The organism is Planomonospora alba (assembly GCF_039534085.1).
Lineage (GTDB): Bacteria > Actinomycetota > Actinomycetes > Streptosporangiales > Streptosporangiaceae > Planomonospora_B > Planomonospora_B alba.
Genome location: NZ_BAAAUT010000001.1, coordinates 118,077 through 137,679 on the forward strand (window position 1 = coordinate 118,077; position 19,603 = coordinate 137,679).

Annotated in this window: 19 protein-coding genes; 17 read left to right on the forward strand and 2 right to left on the reverse strand. The window is 73.7% G+C overall.

Going from position 1 to position 19,603, the window contains the following annotated elements; translation table 11 throughout:
• Positions 1–315: 315 nt before the first annotated feature.
• The 8 genes from prcB to ABD823_RS00570 all read left to right on the forward strand — a co-directional run bounded on the left by prcB (position 316) and on the right by ABD823_RS00570 (position 7,787).
• Positions 316–1,191, forward strand: a complete 876-nt coding sequence (gene prcB / locus ABD823_RS00535) for a proteasome subunit beta (RefSeq protein WP_425566545.1) — start codon at positions 316–318, stop codon at positions 1,189–1,191.
• A 42-nt stretch (positions 1,192–1,233) separates the two neighbouring features.
• A complete protein-coding gene (gene prcA, locus ABD823_RS00540; RefSeq protein ID WP_344854628.1) occupies positions 1,234–2,049 on the forward strand; it encodes a proteasome subunit alpha in 816 nt (271 codons plus the stop codon).
• Positions 2,050–2,196: 147 nt separating this feature from the next.
• Positions 2,197–2,721 (forward strand): hypothetical protein, encoded by a 525-nt coding sequence (locus ABD823_RS00545; RefSeq protein ID WP_344854630.1) that lies wholly within the window; start codon positions 2,197–2,199, stop codon positions 2,719–2,721.
• 249 nt (positions 2,722–2,970) lie between these two features.
• The gene (gene pafA / locus ABD823_RS00550) at positions 2,971–4,329 is read left to right on the forward strand and encodes a Pup--protein ligase (protein ID WP_344854632.1); all 1,359 of its coding nucleotides are present in this window, start codon (positions 2,971–2,973) and stop codon (positions 4,327–4,329) included.
• Between the two features lie 108 nt (positions 4,330–4,437).
• Entirely contained in the window at positions 4,438–5,394 is a 957-nt protein-coding gene (locus tag ABD823_RS00555; RefSeq protein ID WP_344854633.1) for an FKBP-type peptidyl-prolyl cis-trans isomerase, read from the forward strand.
• Between the two features lie 85 nt (positions 5,395–5,479).
• Positions 5,480–6,382, forward strand: a complete 903-nt coding sequence (locus ABD823_RS00560) for an FKBP-type peptidyl-prolyl cis-trans isomerase (RefSeq protein WP_344854635.1) — start codon at positions 5,480–5,482, stop codon at positions 6,380–6,382.
• Positions 6,383–6,459: 77 nt separating this feature from the next.
• Entirely contained in the window at positions 6,460–7,224 is a 765-nt protein-coding gene (locus ABD823_RS00565; RefSeq protein WP_344854636.1) for a helix-turn-helix transcriptional regulator, read from the forward strand.
• A gap of 32 nt (positions 7,225–7,256) precedes the next feature.
• Complete coding sequence (locus tag ABD823_RS00570) at positions 7,257–7,787, forward strand: DUF3291 domain-containing protein (RefSeq protein WP_344854638.1); 531 nt, start codon at positions 7,257–7,259, stop codon at positions 7,785–7,787.
• On the opposite strand, the gene ABD823_RS00575 is transcribed toward ABD823_RS00570, so the two are convergent.
• Positions 7,733–8,800 (reverse strand): DUF3866 family protein, encoded by a 1,068-nt coding sequence (locus tag ABD823_RS00575; protein WP_344854639.1) that lies wholly within the window; start codon positions 8,798–8,800, stop codon positions 7,733–7,735. The genes ABD823_RS00570 and ABD823_RS00575 overlap by 55 nt on opposite strands.
• Before the next feature lie 40 nt (positions 8,801–8,840).
• Here ABD823_RS00575 and ABD823_RS00580 point away from each other — a divergent pair, with 40 nt between their 5' ends.
• The 9 genes from ABD823_RS00580 to ABD823_RS00620 all read left to right on the forward strand — a co-directional run bounded on the left by ABD823_RS00580 (position 8,841) and on the right by ABD823_RS00620 (position 17,959).
• A complete protein-coding gene (locus tag ABD823_RS00580; RefSeq protein ID WP_344854640.1) occupies positions 8,841–9,896 on the forward strand; it encodes a helix-turn-helix transcriptional regulator in 1,056 nt (351 codons plus the stop codon).
• On the forward strand, positions 9,893–10,855 hold the full coding sequence (locus ABD823_RS00585; RefSeq protein WP_344854642.1) for a helix-turn-helix transcriptional regulator: 963 nt from the start codon (positions 9,893–9,895) through the stop codon (positions 10,853–10,855). Before ABD823_RS00580 ends, ABD823_RS00585 begins: the two co-directional genes overlap by 4 nt.
• 153 nt (positions 10,856–11,008) lie before the next feature.
• Positions 11,009–11,197 carry a hypothetical protein gene (locus ABD823_RS00590; protein ID WP_344854643.1) on the forward strand — a complete coding sequence of 63 codons (189 nt, stop codon included), beginning with the start codon at positions 11,009–11,011 and terminating at the stop codon, positions 11,195–11,197.
• Between the two features lie 66 nt (positions 11,198–11,263).
• On the forward strand, positions 11,264–11,587 hold the full coding sequence (gene tatA / locus ABD823_RS00595; RefSeq protein ID WP_344854645.1) for a Sec-independent protein translocase subunit TatA: 324 nt from the start codon (positions 11,264–11,266) through the stop codon (positions 11,585–11,587).
• Between the two features lie 96 nt (positions 11,588–11,683).
• Positions 11,684–12,595: a twin-arginine translocase subunit TatC gene (gene tatC / locus ABD823_RS00600; RefSeq protein WP_344854647.1), complete on the forward strand. Its 912-nt coding sequence runs from the start codon at positions 11,684–11,686 to the stop codon at positions 12,593–12,595.
• A 17-nt stretch (positions 12,596–12,612) separates the two neighbouring features.
• Positions 12,613–13,491 carry a diacylglycerol kinase gene (locus ABD823_RS00605; RefSeq protein ID WP_344854648.1) on the forward strand — a complete coding sequence of 293 codons (879 nt, stop codon included), beginning with the start codon at positions 12,613–12,615 and terminating at the stop codon, positions 13,489–13,491.
• Between the two features lie 58 nt (positions 13,492–13,549).
• The gene (locus tag ABD823_RS00610) at positions 13,550–16,279 is read left to right on the forward strand and encodes a DEAD/DEAH box helicase (RefSeq protein WP_344854650.1); all 2,730 of its coding nucleotides are present in this window, start codon (positions 13,550–13,552) and stop codon (positions 16,277–16,279) included.
• Between the two features lie 241 nt (positions 16,280–16,520).
• Positions 16,521–16,688 carry a hypothetical protein gene (locus ABD823_RS00615; RefSeq protein ID WP_344854652.1) on the forward strand — a complete coding sequence of 56 codons (168 nt, stop codon included), beginning with the start codon at positions 16,521–16,523 and terminating at the stop codon, positions 16,686–16,688.
• 383 nt (positions 16,689–17,071) lie between these two features.
• A complete protein-coding gene (locus tag ABD823_RS00620; protein ID WP_344854654.1) occupies positions 17,072–17,959 on the forward strand; it encodes a hypothetical protein in 888 nt (295 codons plus the stop codon).
• Positions 17,960–18,030: 71 nt separating this feature from the next.
• On the opposite strand, the gene ABD823_RS00625 is transcribed toward ABD823_RS00620, so the two are convergent.
• On the reverse strand, positions 18,031–19,461 hold the full coding sequence (locus ABD823_RS00625) for an RNB domain-containing ribonuclease (RefSeq protein WP_344854656.1): 1,431 nt from the start codon (positions 19,459–19,461) through the stop codon (positions 18,031–18,033).
• Positions 19,462–19,603 lie beyond the last annotated feature (142 nt).

Here is a 19,603-nt window from a genome sequence, read left to right on the forward strand (position 1 = left end):
GGTGGAGTCTGGTGCGGGTGCTCTCCGGCGCGGTCACGATATAGGCGAGAGGCCGTATGACGGGTGTGACGGACGGTGTTTCGGGGACGTGGGCGGCAGCGGTTCGCGTTGAGCTGATCGAGAGGAGTGCATGGGGCGCGGCGGGGTGAGTAGGGTCAGGCGTTAGACGAGCCCGTGTTCACCGCGGCGCGCAGCGTCGCAGACGAGCCCGCGAGGGGGGTGCGGTGCCTGGAGTGAGGAGCGAGGCGGGGCCCGCGGCCCCACGGGCGGCGGCGGGCGGCGCCGCGGCGCCGCGGCCGAGCCGTGGACACGGACATGTACGGAAGTTTTGGAGGGAGTCGCGTGGCATCGCACAGGGACCTGCCCGCCGGCATGGTGAACCACCTTTTCACGAACACCGGGAGCTCTTCGTTCACCGAGTTCGTCGGGTCCTACGCGCCGGAGCTGCTGCCCGGCCGTGACGACCGTCTGGCGACGCCGGTCGGCGACCAGATCCCGCACGCGACCACGATCGTCGCGGCGACCTGCGCCGGGGGCGTGGTGATGGCCGGTGACCGCCGGGCGACCTCCGGCAACATCATCGCCCAGCGGGAGATCGAGAAGGTGTTCCGCACCGACGACCACTCGTGCATGGGCATCGCCGGCGCGGCGAGCACCGGCATCGAGATGGCCCGCCTGTACCGGGTGGAGCTGGAGCACTACGAGAAGATGGAGGGCCGCACCCTCTCGGTGGCCGGCAAGGCGAACCGGCTGGCCACGATGATCCGCGGCAACCTCGCGATGGCGATGCAGGGCCTGGTGGTGGTGCCGCTGTTCGCGGCCTACGACCCCGAGATCGACGGCGGCCGGATCTTCAGCTACGACGTGGGCGGCGGGCCGTACGAGCAGTTCCACCACCACGCGATCGGCTCCGGCTCGATCTTCGCCCGGGGGGCGCTGAAGAAGCTCTACCGGGAGGGCGCCTCGCCCGAGGACACCGTGCTCACGCTGATCCAGGCGCTCTACGACGCGGCCGACGACGACTCGGCGACCGGCGGGCCCGACGTGACCCGCAGGATCTGGCCGGTGGTCGCCGTGGTCACCGCCGACGGCTTCCGCCGCCTGTCCGACGACGAGGTCGCCGGATACGTCCAGGCGGTCGTGGACGCCCGCATGACCAACCCCGACGGCCCCGTCGCCCCGCTGCGCTGACCCGGCCCCCGCTGAGACGAGAGGAAGACCACCACGGTGTCCATGCCTTTTGGATATGCGTCCCCTGAGCAGATCATGCGGGACAAGGCGGACTACGCGCGCAAGGGCATCGCGCGGGGCCGCAGCGTGGTCGTGCTCCAGTACGAGCACGGCATCCTGTTCGTGGCGCCCAACCCGTCCCGGGCGCTGCACAAGATCAGTGAGATCTACGACCGGATCGGCTTCGCCGCGGTCGGCCGCTACAACGAGTTCGAGGCGCTGCGGCTGGGCGGCATCCGCTACGCCGACATCAACGGCTACACCTACGACCGCTCGGACGTCACCGCGCGCGGCCTGGCCAACCTGTACGCGCAGAACCTCGGGCAGATCTTCACCGAGTCCATCAAGTCGTTCGAGGTGGAGGTGGTCGTCGCCGAGGTCGGCGACACCGCCGAGACCGACGCGATCTACCGGCTGACCTTCGACGGCTCGGTCTTCGACGAGCACGGCATGACCGTGATGGGCGGTCAGGCGGAGGCCGTCGCGGGCCGTCTCAAGGAGCGCTACCGGGAGGGCATGACGCTGGCTCAGGCGCTGGAGGCGGCGCTGGCCGCGCTGACCGAGCCGGGCGGCGAGCGCCCGGCGGTGGGTCAGCTGGAGGTGGCGGTGCTCGACCGCAACCGCCCGCACCGCAAGTTCCAGCGGCTCGCCGGTCCCCGGCTGGAGGCCCTGGTGGCCGAGGCCGCGGCGACCGCCCAGGCGGCTCCCGCCGCCGAGCCCGGGGAGGCGTCCGCGGAGCCTCCGGGGGCCGCTCCGGGGTCGCCCGACGCTCCGGCGACCGGTCCCGAGGGCGACATCGACACCGGCTCCGGCGCCTGACGGGCGCCCGGCGGGGTACGGCGGGCCGCGCCGTACCCCGCCGGGCGGTCCCGCGTGTCCTGCGCCGGGGCGGTGCCGGGCGGCGACGTGACGGGGATCACGCGATCTCCGGCGAACCGATCTCCCCCGGAGGCGGTCTCAACGGGCATGAAGCGCTCCCTCATGGCGGCGGCCGCCGCGTTCTCCGTGACCCTGGCCGCCGCGACCGCGACCGCGTCCGCCGCACAGGCCGCGGACGTCCCCGACTTCCCCGCCCCGAAGGTCTTCGGCACCTCGTTCCAGCGCGACCCCGGCCACGACTTCACCAAGCGCGTCCACTCCCGCAAGGACGGCGTCCTGCGCGGCTGGATCACCCACGTGAGCGGGAGCACCGCGGAGTACGAGCCGATCAAGTGGAAGAGGGCCGAGTACGCCGAGGGCTACTTCGTCGGGCCGCCGGAGGGCGACGTCACCGCCTACGCCTCGCCGGTCGCCCGGAACGTCGTCTACCTCAGCGCCCACGGCTGCGGCAGGGCCCGGACGGACACGACGGTCAGCCCGAGGACCGGCCTGGGCACCGAGCGCTGCTCCCGGGCGGCGCTGCTGCGCAACGCCGGGAAGCACCGGACACCCGCGCTGATCACGGTCTACAAGGGCAAGATCGTCAAGTTCCAGGAAATCTACACGCCCTGAGCCCGCTTACGCGGCCGGGTCGGGGGGCATAAGCCCCCCGACCGGAAACCCCCGACGGAGCCTTCCCGCTCGAGGCGCCTGGCGAATAGTGTGAGGCAGTGACCCCGCCGCTCCTCGCCGGAGCGGCTTACCGCTCTCCTCGACCGAGGTAGGCGACGGCCAAGCCCCGACCGTTTCGAACACAAGGACCACGACAGGGAAGTGACCCCTCTGCCGGGTGAATCCGACAGTCCCCTCGCTAGGAGAACGATGGACCGCCGCATTTTCGGGCTTGAGAACGAATACGGTGTCACCTGCACGTTCCGGGGGCAGCGGCGGCTGTCCCCGGACGAGGTCGCCCGCTACCTGTTCCGCAGGGTCGTCTCGTGGGGCCGTTCGAGCAACGTCTTCCTCCGCAACGGCGCGCGCCTGTACCTCGACGTCGGCAGCCACCCGGAGTACGCCACGCCGGAGTGCGACAACGTCATCGAGCTGGTGACGCACGACAAGGCGGGCGAGCGCATCCTGGAGGGCCTGCTGCTGGACGCCGAGAAGCGCCTGCGCGAGGAGGGCATCGCCGGCGACATCTACCTGTTCAAGAACAACACCGACTCGGCCGGCAACTCCTACGGCTGCCACGAGAACTACCTGGTCGGCCGGCACGGCGAGTTCGGCCGCCTGGCGGACGTGCTGATCCCCTTCCTGGTCACCCGGCAGATCATCTGCGGCGCGGGCAAGGTGCTGCAGACGCCGCGCGGCGCGGTCTACTGCGTCTCCCAGCGGGCCGAGCACATCTGGGAGGGCGTGTCGTCGGCGACGACCCGCTCCCGGCCGATCATCAACACCCGCGACGAGCCGCACGCCGACGCCGAGCGGTTCCGCCGGCTGCACGTCATCGTCGGCGACTCGAACATGAGCGAGACGACGACGCTGCTCAAGGTCGGCGCGACCGACCTGGTGCTGCGGATGATCGAGGCGGGCACGGTGATGCGCGACCTGTCGCTGGAGAACCCCATCCGGGCCATCCGCGAGGTCTCCCACGACATGACGGGGCGGCGCCGGGTGCGCCTGGCCAACGGCCGGGAGGCGTCCTCGCTGGAGATCCAGCAGGAATACCTCGCCAAGGCCCGCGACTTCGTGGACCGGCGCGGCGGCGACGAGATCAGCAACCGGGTGCTGGAGCTGTGGGAGCGGACGCTGACCGCCGTGGACACCGGCAACCTCGACCTGGTCGCCCGGGAGATCGACTGGGTGACGAAGTACCAGCTGATCGAGCGCTACCGCGCCAAGTACGACCTGCCGCTGTCCAGCCCGCGGGTGGCCCAGCTCGACCTGGCCTACCACGACGTGCACCGCAGGCGCGGGCTGTTCTACCTGCTGCAGAAGCGCGGCGCGGTGGAGCGGGTGGCCTCCGACCTGAAGATCTTCGAGGCGAAGTCGGTGCCGCCGCAGACCACCCGGGCGAAGCTGCGCGGCGAGTTCATCCGGCGGGCCCAGGAGAAGCGGCGCGACTTCACCGTCGACTGGGTGCACCTGAAGCTCAACGACCAGGCGCAGCGCACCGTGCTGTGCAAGGACCCGTTCCGCAGCGTGGACGAGAGGGTGGACAAGCTGATCGCGGGCATGTGACGGGGGGCCGGGCGGCGGGACGGGCGGTGAACGTTTCACCGCTTATCCCGGCCGTACGCCGGGTTCGGATAGTGTGGCGCGAACTGACGTCTGCTTGAGGGATATCGAATGCGTCGCCGTCGCCTGGCCGTCCTGGCCGCAGTGCCCCTGTTGTTCGCCGCCGCCTGTGGCACCGACCAGGGCGGTACCTCCGCCACCGGGAGCACCGCGAGCAGCGGCTTGAAGGTCACCGGCGAGGTCGGCGCGAAGCCGACGGTGACGTTCCCGCAGGGCACGCCGCCGGCCAAGTCGTCCGAGGAGACCGTGAAGGAGGGCTCCGGCACGGAGTTCAAGGTCGGTGACAACGTCATCGTCAACTACACGGTCTACACCTGGGACGGCAAGAACAACCCCACGGTCGGGTCCACCTACGACACGGGGTCCTCGGAGACCATCCAGGTCACCGACCAGCTGCCGTCGGTGCTGAAGGAGGCGTTCGTGGGCGCCAAGCCCGGCGGCCGCCACGTGGCCGTCGTGGCCCCCGACAGCCTGACGGCGGAGCAGCGGGAGCAGGCCAAGCAGTCGGGCCAGGAGAACGTGACCCAGGTGCTCGTGATGGACATGGTGGGCCTGAAGCCGGAGCCGGTCACGGTGACCGGCGAGGCCGCCGACCCGGGCCTCAAGGGCGTCGAGGTGAAGAACCCCGAGGCGGGCAAGGCGCCCACGCTGACCACGAAGACCAAGGAGAAGGCCCCCGCGGAGCTGGTCACCAAGGTCATCGTCAAGGGCACCGGCCCGCAGGTGAAGTCGGGCCAGAACCTCATGGCGCACTACATCGGCAAGATCTGGGGTTCGGACAAGCAGTTCGACAGCAGCTGGGAGCGGGGCCAGCCGGCGACCTTCCAGATCGGCACCGGCCAGGTCATCAAGGGCTGGGACCAGACGCTGGTCGGCCAGACCGTCGGCAGCCGCGTGCTGGTGAGCATCCCGCCGGCGCTCGGGTACGGCGAGCAGGGCAACGAGCAGGCGGGCATCAAGGGCACCGACACTCTGGTCTTCCTGGTGGACATCGTCGGCGCCTACTGAGTCCTCCGGGCCCGCCGCATGCTACTGACATCTCGCCCAATAGAGGGTTAGGGTAGGCGCATCCACCGATCACCAGGGGAGCCGGATGCGCACGCGGGCCCTGTTCGTCGCGCTCTCGCTCGTGCTGGCCTGCGGCTGCGCCGCCGACGGCCGGCCGGGCCCGGACGTCACGGTCGGCGGCGACTTCGGCGCCCGGCCGAGGATCGGCTTCCCCGGCGGCGGGCCGCCCGGGGAGCTGCGGGTCTACGAGCAGATGGCCGGGACCGGTGACGTGGTCGACCCGAGCGACCTGGTCGTCGCCCACTACACCGCGCACGTGTGGGACGGCGGGGACAACCGCCTGGTGGCCTCCAGCTTCGAGCGGGGGGCGCCCGCGGCCTTCCCGCTGAACCGGTCGGCCGGCGGGGTGAGCAAGGCGCTGCAGGGGCACCGGGTCGGCAGCCGGGTGGTCGCTGCGGTCCCCCCGCAGGAGGGGTACGGGCCCAACCCGCCCGGTGGTCTGGCCGCCGACGACACCCTGCTCTACGTGATCGACGTGCTCGGGGCCTTCCCGCCCGGCGCGGCCGCCCGGGGCGGTGGGGGCGCGGGCGGCGTCGCCGGGGTGGAGGTCTCCGGCGGCCCCGGCGAGCGGCCGGCCGTCGCCCTGCCGGACGGTGATCCCCCGGCGGCCCTGCGGGCGGAGACCCTCATCCGGGGCAGGGGGGCCGAGACCCGCCAGGGGCAGCTGCTCGTCGTGCAGTACGAGAGCAGGATCTGGGGGACGGGCGCGGCCCTGGAGTCCACCTGGCAGGCGGGCCGGCCCAAGGCGTTCCAGCTCGGCCGGGGCGCCGTCATCGAGGCGTGGGACCGGGCGCTGGCCGGGGTGCCGGTCGGCAGCCGGGTGGCCATGGTCGTCCCGCCGGAGCTCGGCTACCCGGACGGCCTGCCGCCGCTGGTGAAGTCCACCGACACCCTCGTCTTCGTCGTCGACGTCCTCGCCGCCTACTGAGCCCGCCGGCCCCGGCGGTCCGGGCGGGGCCGGCGGGCGCGGACGGGGCGCCCCGCGGCGGGCCTAGACTCCCGGCTGTGAGCAGCGACGACCTTCCCGTGGTGGCGGCCCTGAACGATCCCGTACGGCGGGCGGTCTACGAGTACGTGGTCGCCCAGGGGCGCCAGGTCGGGCGGAACGAGGCCGCCGAGGCGGTGGGCGTGCAGCGCACGCTCGCCGCGTTCCACCTCGACAAGCTCGTCGAGGCGGGCCTGCTGGAGACCGGGTTCAAGCGGCTGGGGGAGCGGACGGGGCCGGGCAGCGGCCGGCCCGCGAAGGTCTACCGGCGGGCGGCGGGGGAGTGGCAGGTGAGCGTCCCGCCCCGGGACTACCGCACGCTCGCCCTGGTGCTGGCCGAGGTGGTGGACGTGCCCGGCGGCGACGCGCTGGCCGAGGAGGCCGCGCCGCGGGCCGGCCGCAGGCTCGCGGCCGAGCCGCAGCGGCGGGTGGCCCCGCCGGCGCGGGCCGAGGGGGAGGGGCCGCGGGACGGGCGGCGCGGCGCGGACGGCGGCCCCGGACCCGGCGGGCCGCAGGAGGCGGACGGGCCGCAGGGCGGGCCGGAGGGCCTCGCCGGGGCGCTGCGGCGGCGCGGTTACGAGCCGTACGCGGAGGGCGGCCGCCTGCGGCTGCGCAACTGCCCGTTCCACGTGCTGGCCGAGGAGCACCCGCTGCTGGTCTGCTCGATGAACCTGGAGCTCTGCCGGGGCCTGCTGGAGGGGCTGGGCGGGGATCCGGGGCGGGCGGAGTCCGATCCCCGGCCGGGGGAGTGCTGCGTCAGCTTCTCTATAAACAATAATGATTGACATAGAAGGTGCCGGGATGGTCTGCTGAGGTCATGCATCTGGCACAGCTGAACGTCGCCCGTCTCCGGGCGCCCCTGGACTCGCCCGAACTCGCCGGCTTCGTCGCGCTCCTCGAGCCCGTCAACGCCGTCTCCGACGCGGCGCCCGGCTTCGTCTGGCGGCTCAAGGGCAGCGAGACCGACCCCGAGGCCACGGTCCAGCACGACTACGGCGACGACCTGGTGATCAACTTCTCGGTCTGGGAGTCGCGCGAGACCCTATGGAACTTCGTCTACCGCAGCGTCCACCTGCCCGCGCTGCAGCGGCGCAGGGAGTGGTTCCTGCACATCGCCGAGCCGTACTCGGTGATGTGGTGGATCCCCGAGGGCCACATCCCCTCACTGGCGGAGGGCATGGAGCGCCTGGAGCTGCTCCGCGCGCACGGCCCCGGCCCCCGCGCCTTCACCTTCAAGGACTTCTACGACAGCGACGAGGCCGGCGCCGGCCGTGACGGCGGCGGGGCCGCCGCTCAGGGCAGCAGCGAGGCCGCCAGCCTGCCCGCGGCGGCCGAGGCGAGGAAGTAGGCCGGGTCCTCCTCCAGCCCCCGTCCCATGGTGGACAGCCGCACCGGCGAGTCCTTCAGCGCGTCGTGCAGGCCGTCCACGGGCACGGGGACCAGCTCGTGCCGCTCGGCCAGGGGCCGCGCCTGCTCGGCCACCCGGGCGCCGAAGTCGCCGGGCAGCTCGGGCAGCGCGATCCGGGCGGGCGCCAGCGCGACCCGCCCGTAGGCGGTCAGCGAGTGGTGGGACAGCCCCAGGTGCCGCTCGCGCCGGTCGCCCTCGCTGACCCGCAGCGCCGCGACCGGGCGGCCCGACAGGACCGCGGCGGCGTTGACCGCCTCCCCGGCCGAGACGCCGGAGAAGCCCCACCTCGTGCCGGTGCCCAGGTTGCCCGGCCCCTGGGTGACGACCGCGACGTCGGCCGCCAGGACGTGCCGGGCCGCCAGCAGGCCGGTGTGCGTCGTCACCGCCTCCACGTCGCCGCCGAAGGACTGGCCCGTGGTCACCGTCCCGCACAGCCAGCCGATCTCCCGCAGCCGCGCGCACGACATGGAGAACCAGGCGGGCAGCGCGCCGCCGTCGAGCATCACGTAGGCGACCCTGGCGTGCGGGCGCGAGGCGTACAGGCCGCACAGGACCGCCGGGAGCGCCGAGTGCAGGTCGGCGACGACCACCGGCATGCCGTCCAGGGAGTCGGCCTCGCGCAGGACCCCGTGGTGCGGGGAGTCCTGCTCGTCCGCGCCGAGCACGGTGGCCTGCAGCGGGGTGTAGCGTGCCTTCACCAGATGCCCGGGTCCGTGTGGATCTTCCGGCAAACGGTCGGGAAGCGCCACCACCATGGCGTAACCTCCCGTACCGAGACCCATCGCGAGCGCGGTCGTGTTCAGCAGGACCGCGTCGCCGGGCTCGGGGCGTCCCACGAGGGCGGGATAGGCGAGCGCGCGCGCCTGGCCCTCCCCGGTGGTGACGTCCAGCTCCACCGCCCCCGGCCACTCGCGCCGGATCCGTACGACCTCGCCCCTGCGCCATCTGATCACGCGGGGAAGGGTAGCGTCATTTGAGAGGGAGGGAGGCCGGATGTCGCGCCGGAAGACCGAGCGGCTGCTGAACCTCGTGATCTGCCTGCTGGCCACGCGCCGGCCGCTCAGCGCCGAGCAGATCCGCCAGGCCGTGCCCGGCTACGACTCGGCCAACGACGAGGCCTTCCAGCGGATGTTCGAGCGCGACAAGAACGAGCTGCGCGAGATCGGCATCCCGATCGAGGTCCACAAGGACCCGTGGGAGGAGGACCCCGGCTACCGGATCGTCCGCCAGGCCTACGAGCTGCCCGAGATCACCCTGGAGCCCGACGAGGCCGCCGTGGTGGGCCTGGCCGCGCGGGTGTGGCAGCGGGCCAGCCTGGCGGAGGCGGCCAGCGGCGCGCTGCTGAAGCTGCGCGCCGGGGGCGTGGACGCCGACGAGACCGGCGGGCTGCTCGGCGGCGCGCTGGAGCTGCGGGTCGACACCCAGGACCCGGCCTTCCCGGCGCTGTGGGAGGCCGTGCGCGACCGGCGCCCGGTCCGCTTCCCCTACCGCGTCGCGGCCGGGGAGAGCGTGCTGACCCGCACGGTCGAGCCGTGGGGCGTGGTCAGCCGGCGCGGCCGGTGGTACGTCGTCGGCCACGACCGCGACCGCGACGCGCCCCGGGTGTTCCGGCTCAGCCGCATCACCGGGCCGGTCGTGGCGGCGGGCCGCCCCGGCACCGTGACGGTGCCCGAGGGCGTCGACATCCGGGCGATGGCGGCCCCGCGCGAGGACGGCCCGCTGACCGAGCGCACCGCCGCCGTCCGGGTCCGCGAGGGCACCTGCCAGGGGCTGCGCCAGGCGGCGAAGGCCGTACGGCCCGCCGGCGGCGGCTGGGACGAGCTGGAGATCGCCTTCACCGATCCCGAGCGGCTCGCAGGGTGGGTGGCCGGGTTCGCCGCCGACGCCGAGGTGCTCGGCCCGCCCGACGCCCGCGAGGCCGTCATCTGCCGGCTGAAGGGGGTCCTCGCGTGGGACGCCGACGGGGCGCGGGAGGACGGCGGGACGGCAGGGGAGGCGGTCCGCGGGGCGGCCCCCGCGGACGGACGAGGAGCGGTGAACGACCGATGAGCAGTACGGCCGACCGGCTGCCGAGGCTGCTGGCCCTGGTGCCCTACCTGATGTCCCACCCGGGGGCGGAGGTGTCCGAGGTCGCGAGGATCTTCGGGCTGAGCGAGAAGCAGCTCATCGACGACCTGCAGCTGGTGTGGATGTGCGGGCTGCCCGGCCACACCCCCGGCGACCTGATCGACGTCTCCTGGGACGGCGGCGAGATCGTCATCGACAACGCCGACACCATCGCCCGCCCGCTCCGGCTGGGCGTCGACGAGGCCAGCGCGCTGCTGGTGGCGCTGCGCATGCTCGCCGAGATGCCGGAGTTCGGCGAGCGCGACGCGCTGGCCCGGGTCATCGCCAAGTTCGAGCAGGCCGCCGGGGAGGCGGCCGCGGCGGTCAGCAGCCAGGTCGCGGTCGAGGTGGACGCCACCCCCGACGCGCTGCCCGCGGTCAACGAGGCGCTGCGCGCCCGCAGGCGGCTCTCGCTCCGCTACTACGTGCCGGGCCGCGACGAGATCACCCCCCGCGAGGTCGACCCGATGCGGCTGGTCGTGGTGGACGGCCGCAGCTACCTGTCGGGCTGGTGCTACCGGGCCGAGGCGGTGCGCCTGTTCCGGCTGGACCGCATGCTCGACGTGGACGTGCTGGACGTGCCCGCGGACCCGCCGGCCGGCGCGGTGCCCGACGAGGTGACGCCCGGGGTGTTCCGCCCCTCGCCCACCGACGAGCTGGTGGAGCTGGAGCTGACCCCCGCGGGCCGCTGGGTCGCCGAGTACTACCCGTGCGAGAGCGTCGAGGAGCTCGGCGAGGGACGGCTGCGGGTGGCCCTGCGCGCCCGCGACCAGAGCTGGCTGCTCCGGCTGGCGATGCGCCTGGGCGGCACCGGCCGGGTCGTCTCCCCCGCCTCGCTGGCCGAGCGCGTCCGCCGGGCCGCTCAGGAGGCGCTGGACCGCTACGAGTCGGTGGTCGCCTGACCGCCCGCAGGACCCCGCGCGGGGCCGATTCCGGCGACGCCCGCCCGCCCCCGCACGGGACCGCCCGCCGGGCCTGCCCGGGACCGGCCGCCGGTTCCGCGGCGGGGCCGCCTCCCTGAACCTCCGGCGGACATCGGGTTAGGATCCGGTGACATGAGCTGGATCCTCGCCGCCGCCGCGCTGGCCCTCGCGGGCGTGGCGGTCCTCGGCCTGATGGGCGCCCGGGTGCTGCTGGCCACCCGCGAGCTGGGCAGACAGGTCGAGCGCACGCGGCGCCGGCTGGAGGCCGTCCGGGGCGCGCCCGATCGGCGCCGGGAGACGGATCCGGGCCCGCAGGGATGAGACTGCGCCCCGGGCAGCGTACGATCGGCACAGAAGACCGCACGTCGCTCGGCGTAAGGATGTGTCATGCCCAACCTGGGACCCACTGAGCTGATCATCATCGGGCTGATCCTGGTGCTGCTGTTCGGCGCCAAGAAGCTGCCCGAGGCCGCGCGCGGGCTCGGCCGGTCGCTCCGCATCTTCAAGGCGGAGACCTCCAAGCTCCGTGAGGACGACGAGCAGGCCACGGCGACCGCCACGGTCGTGCCGCCGCAGCAGGCCCCCGTCGCCCCGGCCCCGCAGCAGCTCCCCGCTCCGGCCGCCGAGCCGTCCGCCGAGGAGCAGGCCCGCGCCCTGGAGGAGCAGGCCGCCCGGCTGCGCGCCCAGGCGGGCACGCCCAAGCAGCAGTAGACGCACGGCGGCCCGCCGGGCCGTGCGGCACCCCCGGCCCGCCGGCCGGCCCCCGCCCCTCTGACCACCTCACTCCTCGGACCGGGATCCACGAATATGGCACTGCTGAAATGGCCCAAGCCGGGCCGTAACAGGTCCATGTCGTCTGAGGACGCGGAGGGGCGCATGCCGCTCATGGAGCACCTCCGCGAGCTGCGCAACCGGCTGGTCGTCGCGCTGCTGGGCGTGCTCGGCGGCATCGTCCTCGGGTTCGTCTTCTTCGACCCGGTCTGGGACTTCGTCTCCGCGCCCTACTGCAGCCTGCAGCAGTCGCAGGAGCTGCGCGGCGAGTGCACGTTCCTCATCCTGGGCGTCTTCGAGTCCTTCTTCGTCAACCTCAAGGTCGCCGCGCTGTTCGGCGTGGTCGTCGCCTCCCCGGTCTGGCTCCACCAGATCTGGGCGTTCGTCACGCCGGGCCTGTACCGCAACGAGAAGCGCTACTCGCTGACGTTCCTGGCGCTGGCGATCCCGCTCTTCCTGGCCGGCGCCGCGCTGGCCTACTTCGTGATGGACACGGGCCTGGCCATCCTGCTCGGGTTCGCCCCGGAGAACTCGGTCACGAGCATCACGCTCGACGAGTACCTCGGCTACGTGCTGGTGCTGCTCATCGTCTTCGGCGTCTCCTTCGAGCTGCCGCTGCTGATGGTCTTCCTCAACATCATCGGCGTGCTGCCGCGCGCCACGGTGGCCAAGCACCGCCGCATGGTGATCTTCCTGATGTTCGTCTTCGGGGCGGTCGCCACCCCGGGCGGCGACCCGTTCACGATGATCGCGCTGGCCCTGCCGATGGTGGTGCTGTTCGCCCTCGCCGAGGGCTTCATGTACCTGCGGGAGCGCCGGAGCCCGTCCGGGGAGGACTTCTCCCACCTGTCCGACGACGAGGCCTCCCCGCTCGCCGCCGACGACTCCCCGCTCCCGGACACCGATTCTCTCGATCCGGACACGAAGGGTACTGATCCCGTCAAATAGGCGGTACGTTCCGGTCCGTGCCCGGAGAGATCGCCGTACTCGTCAACCCCGCGGCCCGGGGCGGCCGCTCCCGCGCCCTGCTCGCCCCCGTCCTGGACCGGCTGCGGAGCCGCGGCGCCGAGGTCTCGGTGATCGTCGGCGACTCCGCCGAGGACGCCCTGGAGCGCGCCTGCACGGCCGTCGCCGAGGTCCCGGACGCCCTGGTGGCCTTCGGCGGGGACGGCCTGGTCCACCTCGCCGTCCAGGCGCTGGCCGGGACCGACGTGCCGCTCGGCATCATCCCGGCCGGCACCGGCAACGACATCGCCGACGCCCTCGGCCTGCCGAGGAAGGACCCGCTGGCCGCGGCCGGCGTCGTGCTGGCGGGCCGGACCCGCGCGGTCGACGCCGCCCGGATCGGCGAGGACGCCTGGTTCGCCAGCGTCCTGTGCTGCGGGTTCGACTCCCGCGTCAACGAGCGGGCCAACCGGCGCAGCTGGCCGCCCGGCATGGCCAAGTACCTCGTCGCGCTGGCGGAGGAGCTGCGGAACTTCGCCCCCATCCCCTTCCGGATCGACCTCGACGGCGAGGTCGTGGAACGGGAGGCCGTGCTGGTCGCGCTCGCCAACACCCGCTCCTACGGCGCCGGGATGCGGGTCTGCCCGGACGCGCGCCCCGACGACGGCCTGCTCGACGTGATGATCCTCGGCGCGGTGCCCAGGGGCCGCTTCCTGCGGACCTTCCCCCGGGTCTACCGCGGCACCCACGTCACCCACCCCGCCGTCACGATCCGGCGGGCCCGCCGGGTGGCGCTGGAGGCGGCGGACGTGGTCGCCTACGCCGACGGTGAACGCATCGGTCCCGCCCCGCTGACCTGCGAGGCCGTACCCGGCGCGCTGCGGGTGCTGGTGCCCTAGGGCCGCGGGCGGCCGTGCGGGGACGGACCGGAATTCCGTTATCGGTAGGCTGAAGATTATGACGACGCCAGCGGAACGCTACGCCGCCTTCCGTCGGAGCCAGGCCGAGAGCGGTCCTGCCCTGACCTCGTTCCGCGGTCTGTACGACTTCGAGCTGGACGAGTTCCAGCTGGACGCGTGCCGTGCGCTGGAGGCGGGCGACGGGGTCCTCGTGGCCGCCCCCACCGGATCGGGCAAGACGGTCGTGGGGGAGTTCGCGGTCCACCTCGCCCTGGCCGAGGGCCGCAAGTGCTTCTACACCACCCCCATCAAGGCGCTGTCCAACCAGAAGTACAACGACCTGGTCAGGCGGTACGGCGCCGCCAAGGTCGGCCTGCTCACCGGCGACAACAGCGTCAACGGCGAGGCCCCGATCGTCGTCATGACGACCGAGGTGCTGCGCAACATGCTGTACGCCGGGTCCGGCACCCTGGCCGGGCTCGGCTTCGTCGTCATGGACGAGGTGCACTACCTGGCCGACCGCTTCCGCGGCGCCGTCTGGGAAGAGGTGATCATCCACCTGCCCGAGTCGGTCCGGCTGGTCGCCCTGTCGGCCACGGTCAGCAACGCCGAGGAGTTCGGCGAGTGGCTCGGCACCGTGCGCGGCGACACCTCCGTCATCGTCGACGAGCACCGGCCGGTCCCGCTCTGGCAGCACATGCTCGTCGGCCACCGCATCTACGACCTGTTCGTCACCGACGAGAACGGCGAGCGGCCGCTGGTCAACCCCGACCTGGTCCGGCTCTCCCGCGACGAGGAGCGCCAGGCGTACGGCAGGGGCCGCCGGGGCTACTCGCGCCCGCGCCGGCCGGGCCCGCCCAACCGGGCCGAGGCCATCGAGCGGCTCGACGCCGAGGGCCTGCTGCCCGCGATCACCTTCATCTTCTCCCGGGCCGGCTGCGACGCCGCCGTCCAGCAGTGCGTGTTCGCCGGGCTCCGGCTCACCACCGAGGCCGAGCGGCACGAGATCCGGCAGATCGTCGACGAGCGCACCGCGCACCTGCCCGACGAGGACCTGGCCGTGCTCGGCTACCTGGAGTGGCGCGACAGCCTGGAGCGCGGCCTGGCCGCCCACCACGCGGGCATGCTCCCCACCTTCAAGGAGGTCGTGGAGGAGCTGTTCACCAAGGGCCTGGTCAAGGCCGTCTTCGCCACCGAGACCCTCGCGCTGGGCATCAACATGCCCGCCCGCTCCGTGGTGATCGAGAAGCTCGACAAGTGGAACGGCGAGACCCACGCCGACCTCACCCCCGGGGAGTACACCCAGCTGACCGGGCGGGCCGGGCGGCGCGGCATCGACGTGGAGGGCCACGCGGTGGTCCACTGGCAGCCCGGCACGGACCCGATCCACGTCGCGGGCCTGGCCAGCACCCGCACCTACCCGCTGCGCTCCAGCTTCCGGCCCTCCTACAACATGGCCGTCAACCTCGTCGGCCAGGTCGGCAGGGAGCGGGCCCGGGCGCTGCTGGAGTCGTCCTTCGCCCAGTTCCAGGCCGACCGGGCCGTCGTCGGCATCGCCAAGCAGCTGCGCCGCCACGAGGAGGCCCTGGCGGGCTACCGGGAGGCGATGACCTGCCACCTGGGCGACTTCACCGAGTACGCCGCGATGCGCCGGGCCCTGTCCGACCGCGAGGCCGAGCTGTCGCGCCGGCGCGGCGCGGCCCGCCGGCTGCAGGCGCTGCGCTCGCTGGAGGCGCTGCGCCCCGGCGACATCATCCGCGTGCCCGGCGGGCGCCGCGCGGGCCTGGCCGTCGTCCTGGACCCGGGCCTGAACTCCCGGGGCGAGGGCCCGTCCCCGCTGGTGCTGACCATCGGCAAGCAGGTCAAGAAGCTCTCCGCGGCGGACTTCCCGGTCCCGGTGGAGCCGGTCGAGCGCCTGCGCATCCCGAAGAACTTCAACGCCCGCTCCCCGAAGGAGCGCGCCAACCTCGTCTCCTCCATGCACGCCAAGATCGGCGACCGCGACCTGGGCAAGCCCGACCGGGCCCGCGACCACGCGGTCGAGGACGAGGAGGTGCTGCGCCTGCGCCGGGAGCTGCGCCGGCACCCCTGCCACGGCTGCGACGAGCGGGAGGACCACGCCCGCTGGGCCGAGCGCTACCACAAGCTGCTGCGCGAGACCGAGGGCCTGCGCCGCCGGGTCGAGGGCCGCTCGCACGTCATCGCCCGCACCTTCGACCGGGTCTGCGGGGTGCTCGACCGCCTCGGCTACCTCGACGGCGACGACGTCACCGCGCAGGGGCGCCGCCTGGCCCAGCTCTACACCGAGCTGGACCTGCTGACCGCCGAGTGCCTGCGCGCCGGGCTCTGGGACGGCCTCGACCCGGCCGAGCTGGCCGCCTGCGTCTCGTCGCTGGTGTTCGAGTCCCGGCAGGGCGAGGAGGCCCGCCAGCCGCGCATCCCCGCGGGGGCCGCGCAGCAGGCGATGGCGGAGATGATCCGGCTCTGGGGGGACCTGGAGGCCGTCGAGAGCGACCACGGCCTGTCGTTCATCCGCGAGCCCGACTTCGGCTTCGCGTGGGCGGCCTTCCGCTGGGCCAAGGGGCACACCCTGGACGCCGTGCTCGCCGACGGGGTGGGCGGCTCGGAGCTGGCCGCGGGCGACTTCGTGCGCTGGACCAAGCAGCTGCTCGACCTGCTCGGGCAGATCTCCGACGCGGCGCCCCGGGACGGCGCGCTCAGGAAGACCGCGGGCAAGGCGATGGACGCGCTCCGGCGCGGGGTGGTGGCCTACTCCTCGGTCGGCTGACCGGCGGCGCCTCCGGTCCCGCCGGGCCGGCGCTCGCGCCGGCGGGCGCCGGGCCGCGGTCCCGCCGGAGGCGTCACCGCACCGGCCGGCGGGTTCCTCCGCTCCGCGCGGTTGGCTGACCGCCCGGTCAATACCTTGTGACGGCCGGTGCGCGGAACGTAACCCCGGCGGCTGTTTCCGGGGCGTTTCGGCTGGAAATCCCCATCTCACAACCTGTCGGCCCGCCCCCAGGGAGGTAGGGATGTTCGCCCTCGCCGCCGCGCTGCTGTTCGTGCTCGCCCTGATCTTCGAGATCGCCGGCGTGGCCGTCGGCAGTGTCGTCACCGTCACCACGCTCGGCATCGCCGGGCTCCTCTGCGTCGCGCTGCACCTGATGGGCGTCGGCGCCGGCTGGAGCCTGAAGAGGTAGCCGCCCCGAGCGTCCCCCGCGGAACGCACCCCTCGGCAAGCCCCCGGGCCGAGAGACAGACCCCCGACCCCGGATCCCGAGGAGGTCCCGCGCAGCCCCCGGCGCGGATCTCCTCCCGCCGGAGGGAGCCCGTACGACGGGCGCCTCCGGCGGCCGCAGGCGCCGCTCCCGCGGCCCGAGGCCGCGCCCCCGCCCCAGGGTGCGGCCTCCCTCGCGGCCGGGCGGGCGGACGGCGGCCGAAAGATCTACCCGGCATCCCGGCCTATCCGGATATCTCCCCTTAAAGGATCGCTTACCTTCTGTAGGCATTCGTGTACGGACTCGCAATCCGCCGGTCCGGACGTCCCCCTCAGGGAAGAGGGGGTTCACGGGGGAGTACAACCATGAGGCGATGGATCGCCGCCGTCACCACCACGGCCGCCGCGGCCGTGCTCGCGTCCGCCCTGCCGGTGCCCGCGCACGCGGCCGCACCCAAAAGCCAGGTGAGCGCGCTCAAGCGCCAGTTCACCGCCGGGCACGGGGTCAGGGTCAAGGAGACGACCACCGTCAGGTGGACCAGCCCGCAGGCGGGGTCGGACACGATGCGGTTCCACACCAGGGGCGCCTACCAGTTCGGCGCCTCCGGCGTGGTCGCCTCCGACCTGACCCATCGGTCCGACTTCGGCGGCGCGCCGGCGGAGGTGGAGGAACCCACCCGGACGATCACGTTGCGCAACGCGTCGTACGTGGCCGAGAACTCCAGCTACGACCTCCCCGAGGGCAAGACCTGGCTGAGGTTCCCCGAGACGGGCGGCCCCGCGGTCACCCAGATGATCAACGTTCTGGAGCCCGCCACCCTCAGGGGCCTGCTGCGCACGACCGAGACGACCCGCCGCGGCGTCAAGCTCGACGGGATCTCCACGACGGTGCGCAAAGGCACCGTCACCGTCGCCCGGCTGTACGCGCTCTCCCCGTCGTTCCGCACGATGTACGGCGACAGGCCCCGCGGGGCCAGCGCCAAGCTGACCATCGACTGGAAGCTGTGGCAGGACGCCGAGAAGCGCACCCGCAAGCTCGTCAGCTCCTACACCGAGACGGACACGGGCCTGCACGTCAGCGCGCGCACCACCGTCACCAGCAGGGTCGTCTTCAGCGGCTGGGGCGCCAGGACCGCGATCACCGCGCCGCCGGCCGCCTCCGTCCTCGACGTGGACGCCTGGAACCCGGTCGAGGACGAGGAGCCGCCGGCGCTGTCGGGCCTGAGCGTCCCCCTGCCCGGCCGCGAGCAGTGAGAGGAACCTCCACCCGCCGGTCGGCCGCCCGTGACCGCTGACGAGCCTGCGGGCCCGCTCGCCCCGGACGCTCAGGCCAGGGCGAAACGGACCTGGCGGGTGGCGGGGTCGGCGCGGGTCAACCGTACCCGCACCGCCTCGCCCAGCGGGAGGTGCTCGCCGTCGCAGCGGGCCACCACCGGCGGGTCGGTGAGCTGCACCTCGCCGCCCGAACCGTCCTCGTCGGTGTCGATCACCACGGCGTCGAACGTCCGCCCCACCCGCTCGCGCAGCACGAACGCCTCCACCAGGTCCACGCACGCCCTGCGGGCCGTGCCCGCGCGCCGCCCGGAGGCCCGCATGAGATCCGGCAGCTCCGGCAGGACCCGCAGGACCTCCTCGGGCACCGGCTCGCCCGCCGCGACCGCCAGGCAGACCTCGGTGGCGTAGCGGTCGGCCAGGCGGCGCAGGGGCGCGGTCACGTGCGCGTACGGCGCGCCCACCGCCGCGTGCTCCGCCAGGGCCGGGGGCGCGCCGTTGAAGGCCGTGTACCCCGCCCCGCGCAGCAGCGCGGTCGACTCCGCCAGGAACGCGGCGTGCCGGGGGACCCGGGGGTCGAGGGAGCGGACGACGTCGCCGTAGGAGGCATCCTCGGGCCAGGGCACGTCCAGCGCGGCGGCCGTCCGCCGGACGCGGCCGACCACGGCGTCCGGGGCCGGCGGCAGCACCCGGAGCAGCCCGATCTCCGCGTCCAGCATCATCGCGGCGGCGGCCATGCCGACCAGCAGGGAGATCTGCGCGTTCCACTCCTCGGCGGCCAGCGGGGTGCGCAGCTCCACCCGGTAGCCGCCCTCGCCGTCGGCGACCACCTCCTGCTCGGGGACGGGCAGCGTGACGCCGCCCCGGGACCGCTCCAGCGCCAGACGGAGGGCCCCGATCTCGGCCAGCAGCCGGAGCGGGCCCTCGGCGGTGCCGGTCTCCACCGCGGCCTGTACGTAGTCGTAGTCGAGGCGCTCGCGGCTGCGCACCCGCGCCCGCACCACGTCGGCGCCCACGACCAGGCCGTCGGCGTCCAGGTCGACGCACCAGAGCGCGGCCGGGCGGACCACTCCGGGCAGCAGGCTCGCCGCGCCCTCCGACAGCACCGGCGGGTGGAGCGGGACCCGCCCGTCCGGCAGGTAGACGGTCTCCCCCCGGAGCCGGGCCTCGGCGTCCATCCTGCCGCCGGGCCGTACGAAGGCGCCCACGTCGGCGATGGCGTACCAGACGCGGTAGCCGCCGGGCCGCTCCACCAGGTGCAGGGCCTGGTCCAGGTCCATCGAGCCCGGCGGGTCGATGGTGACGAGCGGCAGGTCGGTCCGGTCCAGCACGGGCATCCGGGGCACCCGCGCCACCCACTCGGCCTCCTCGGCCACGGCGCGCGGGAACTTCTCCGGCAGGTCCAGCTCCCGCCGGATCCGCGCGAGACCGTCCTCGACGCGGGGCTGGCACCCGCCGGGCACCCGGATGCTCGTGTACGGCACGGCGCTCAACCTACCCTCCCGCCTCCCGCCGGCGGGACCGGACACCCGGGGCGGTGCGGTGACCGTCCGCTCATCGGCCCCGGTAGGCGATCCAGGGTCACCGCCGTGATTGATGTTGATGGATCCCGTCATGTCGACACAC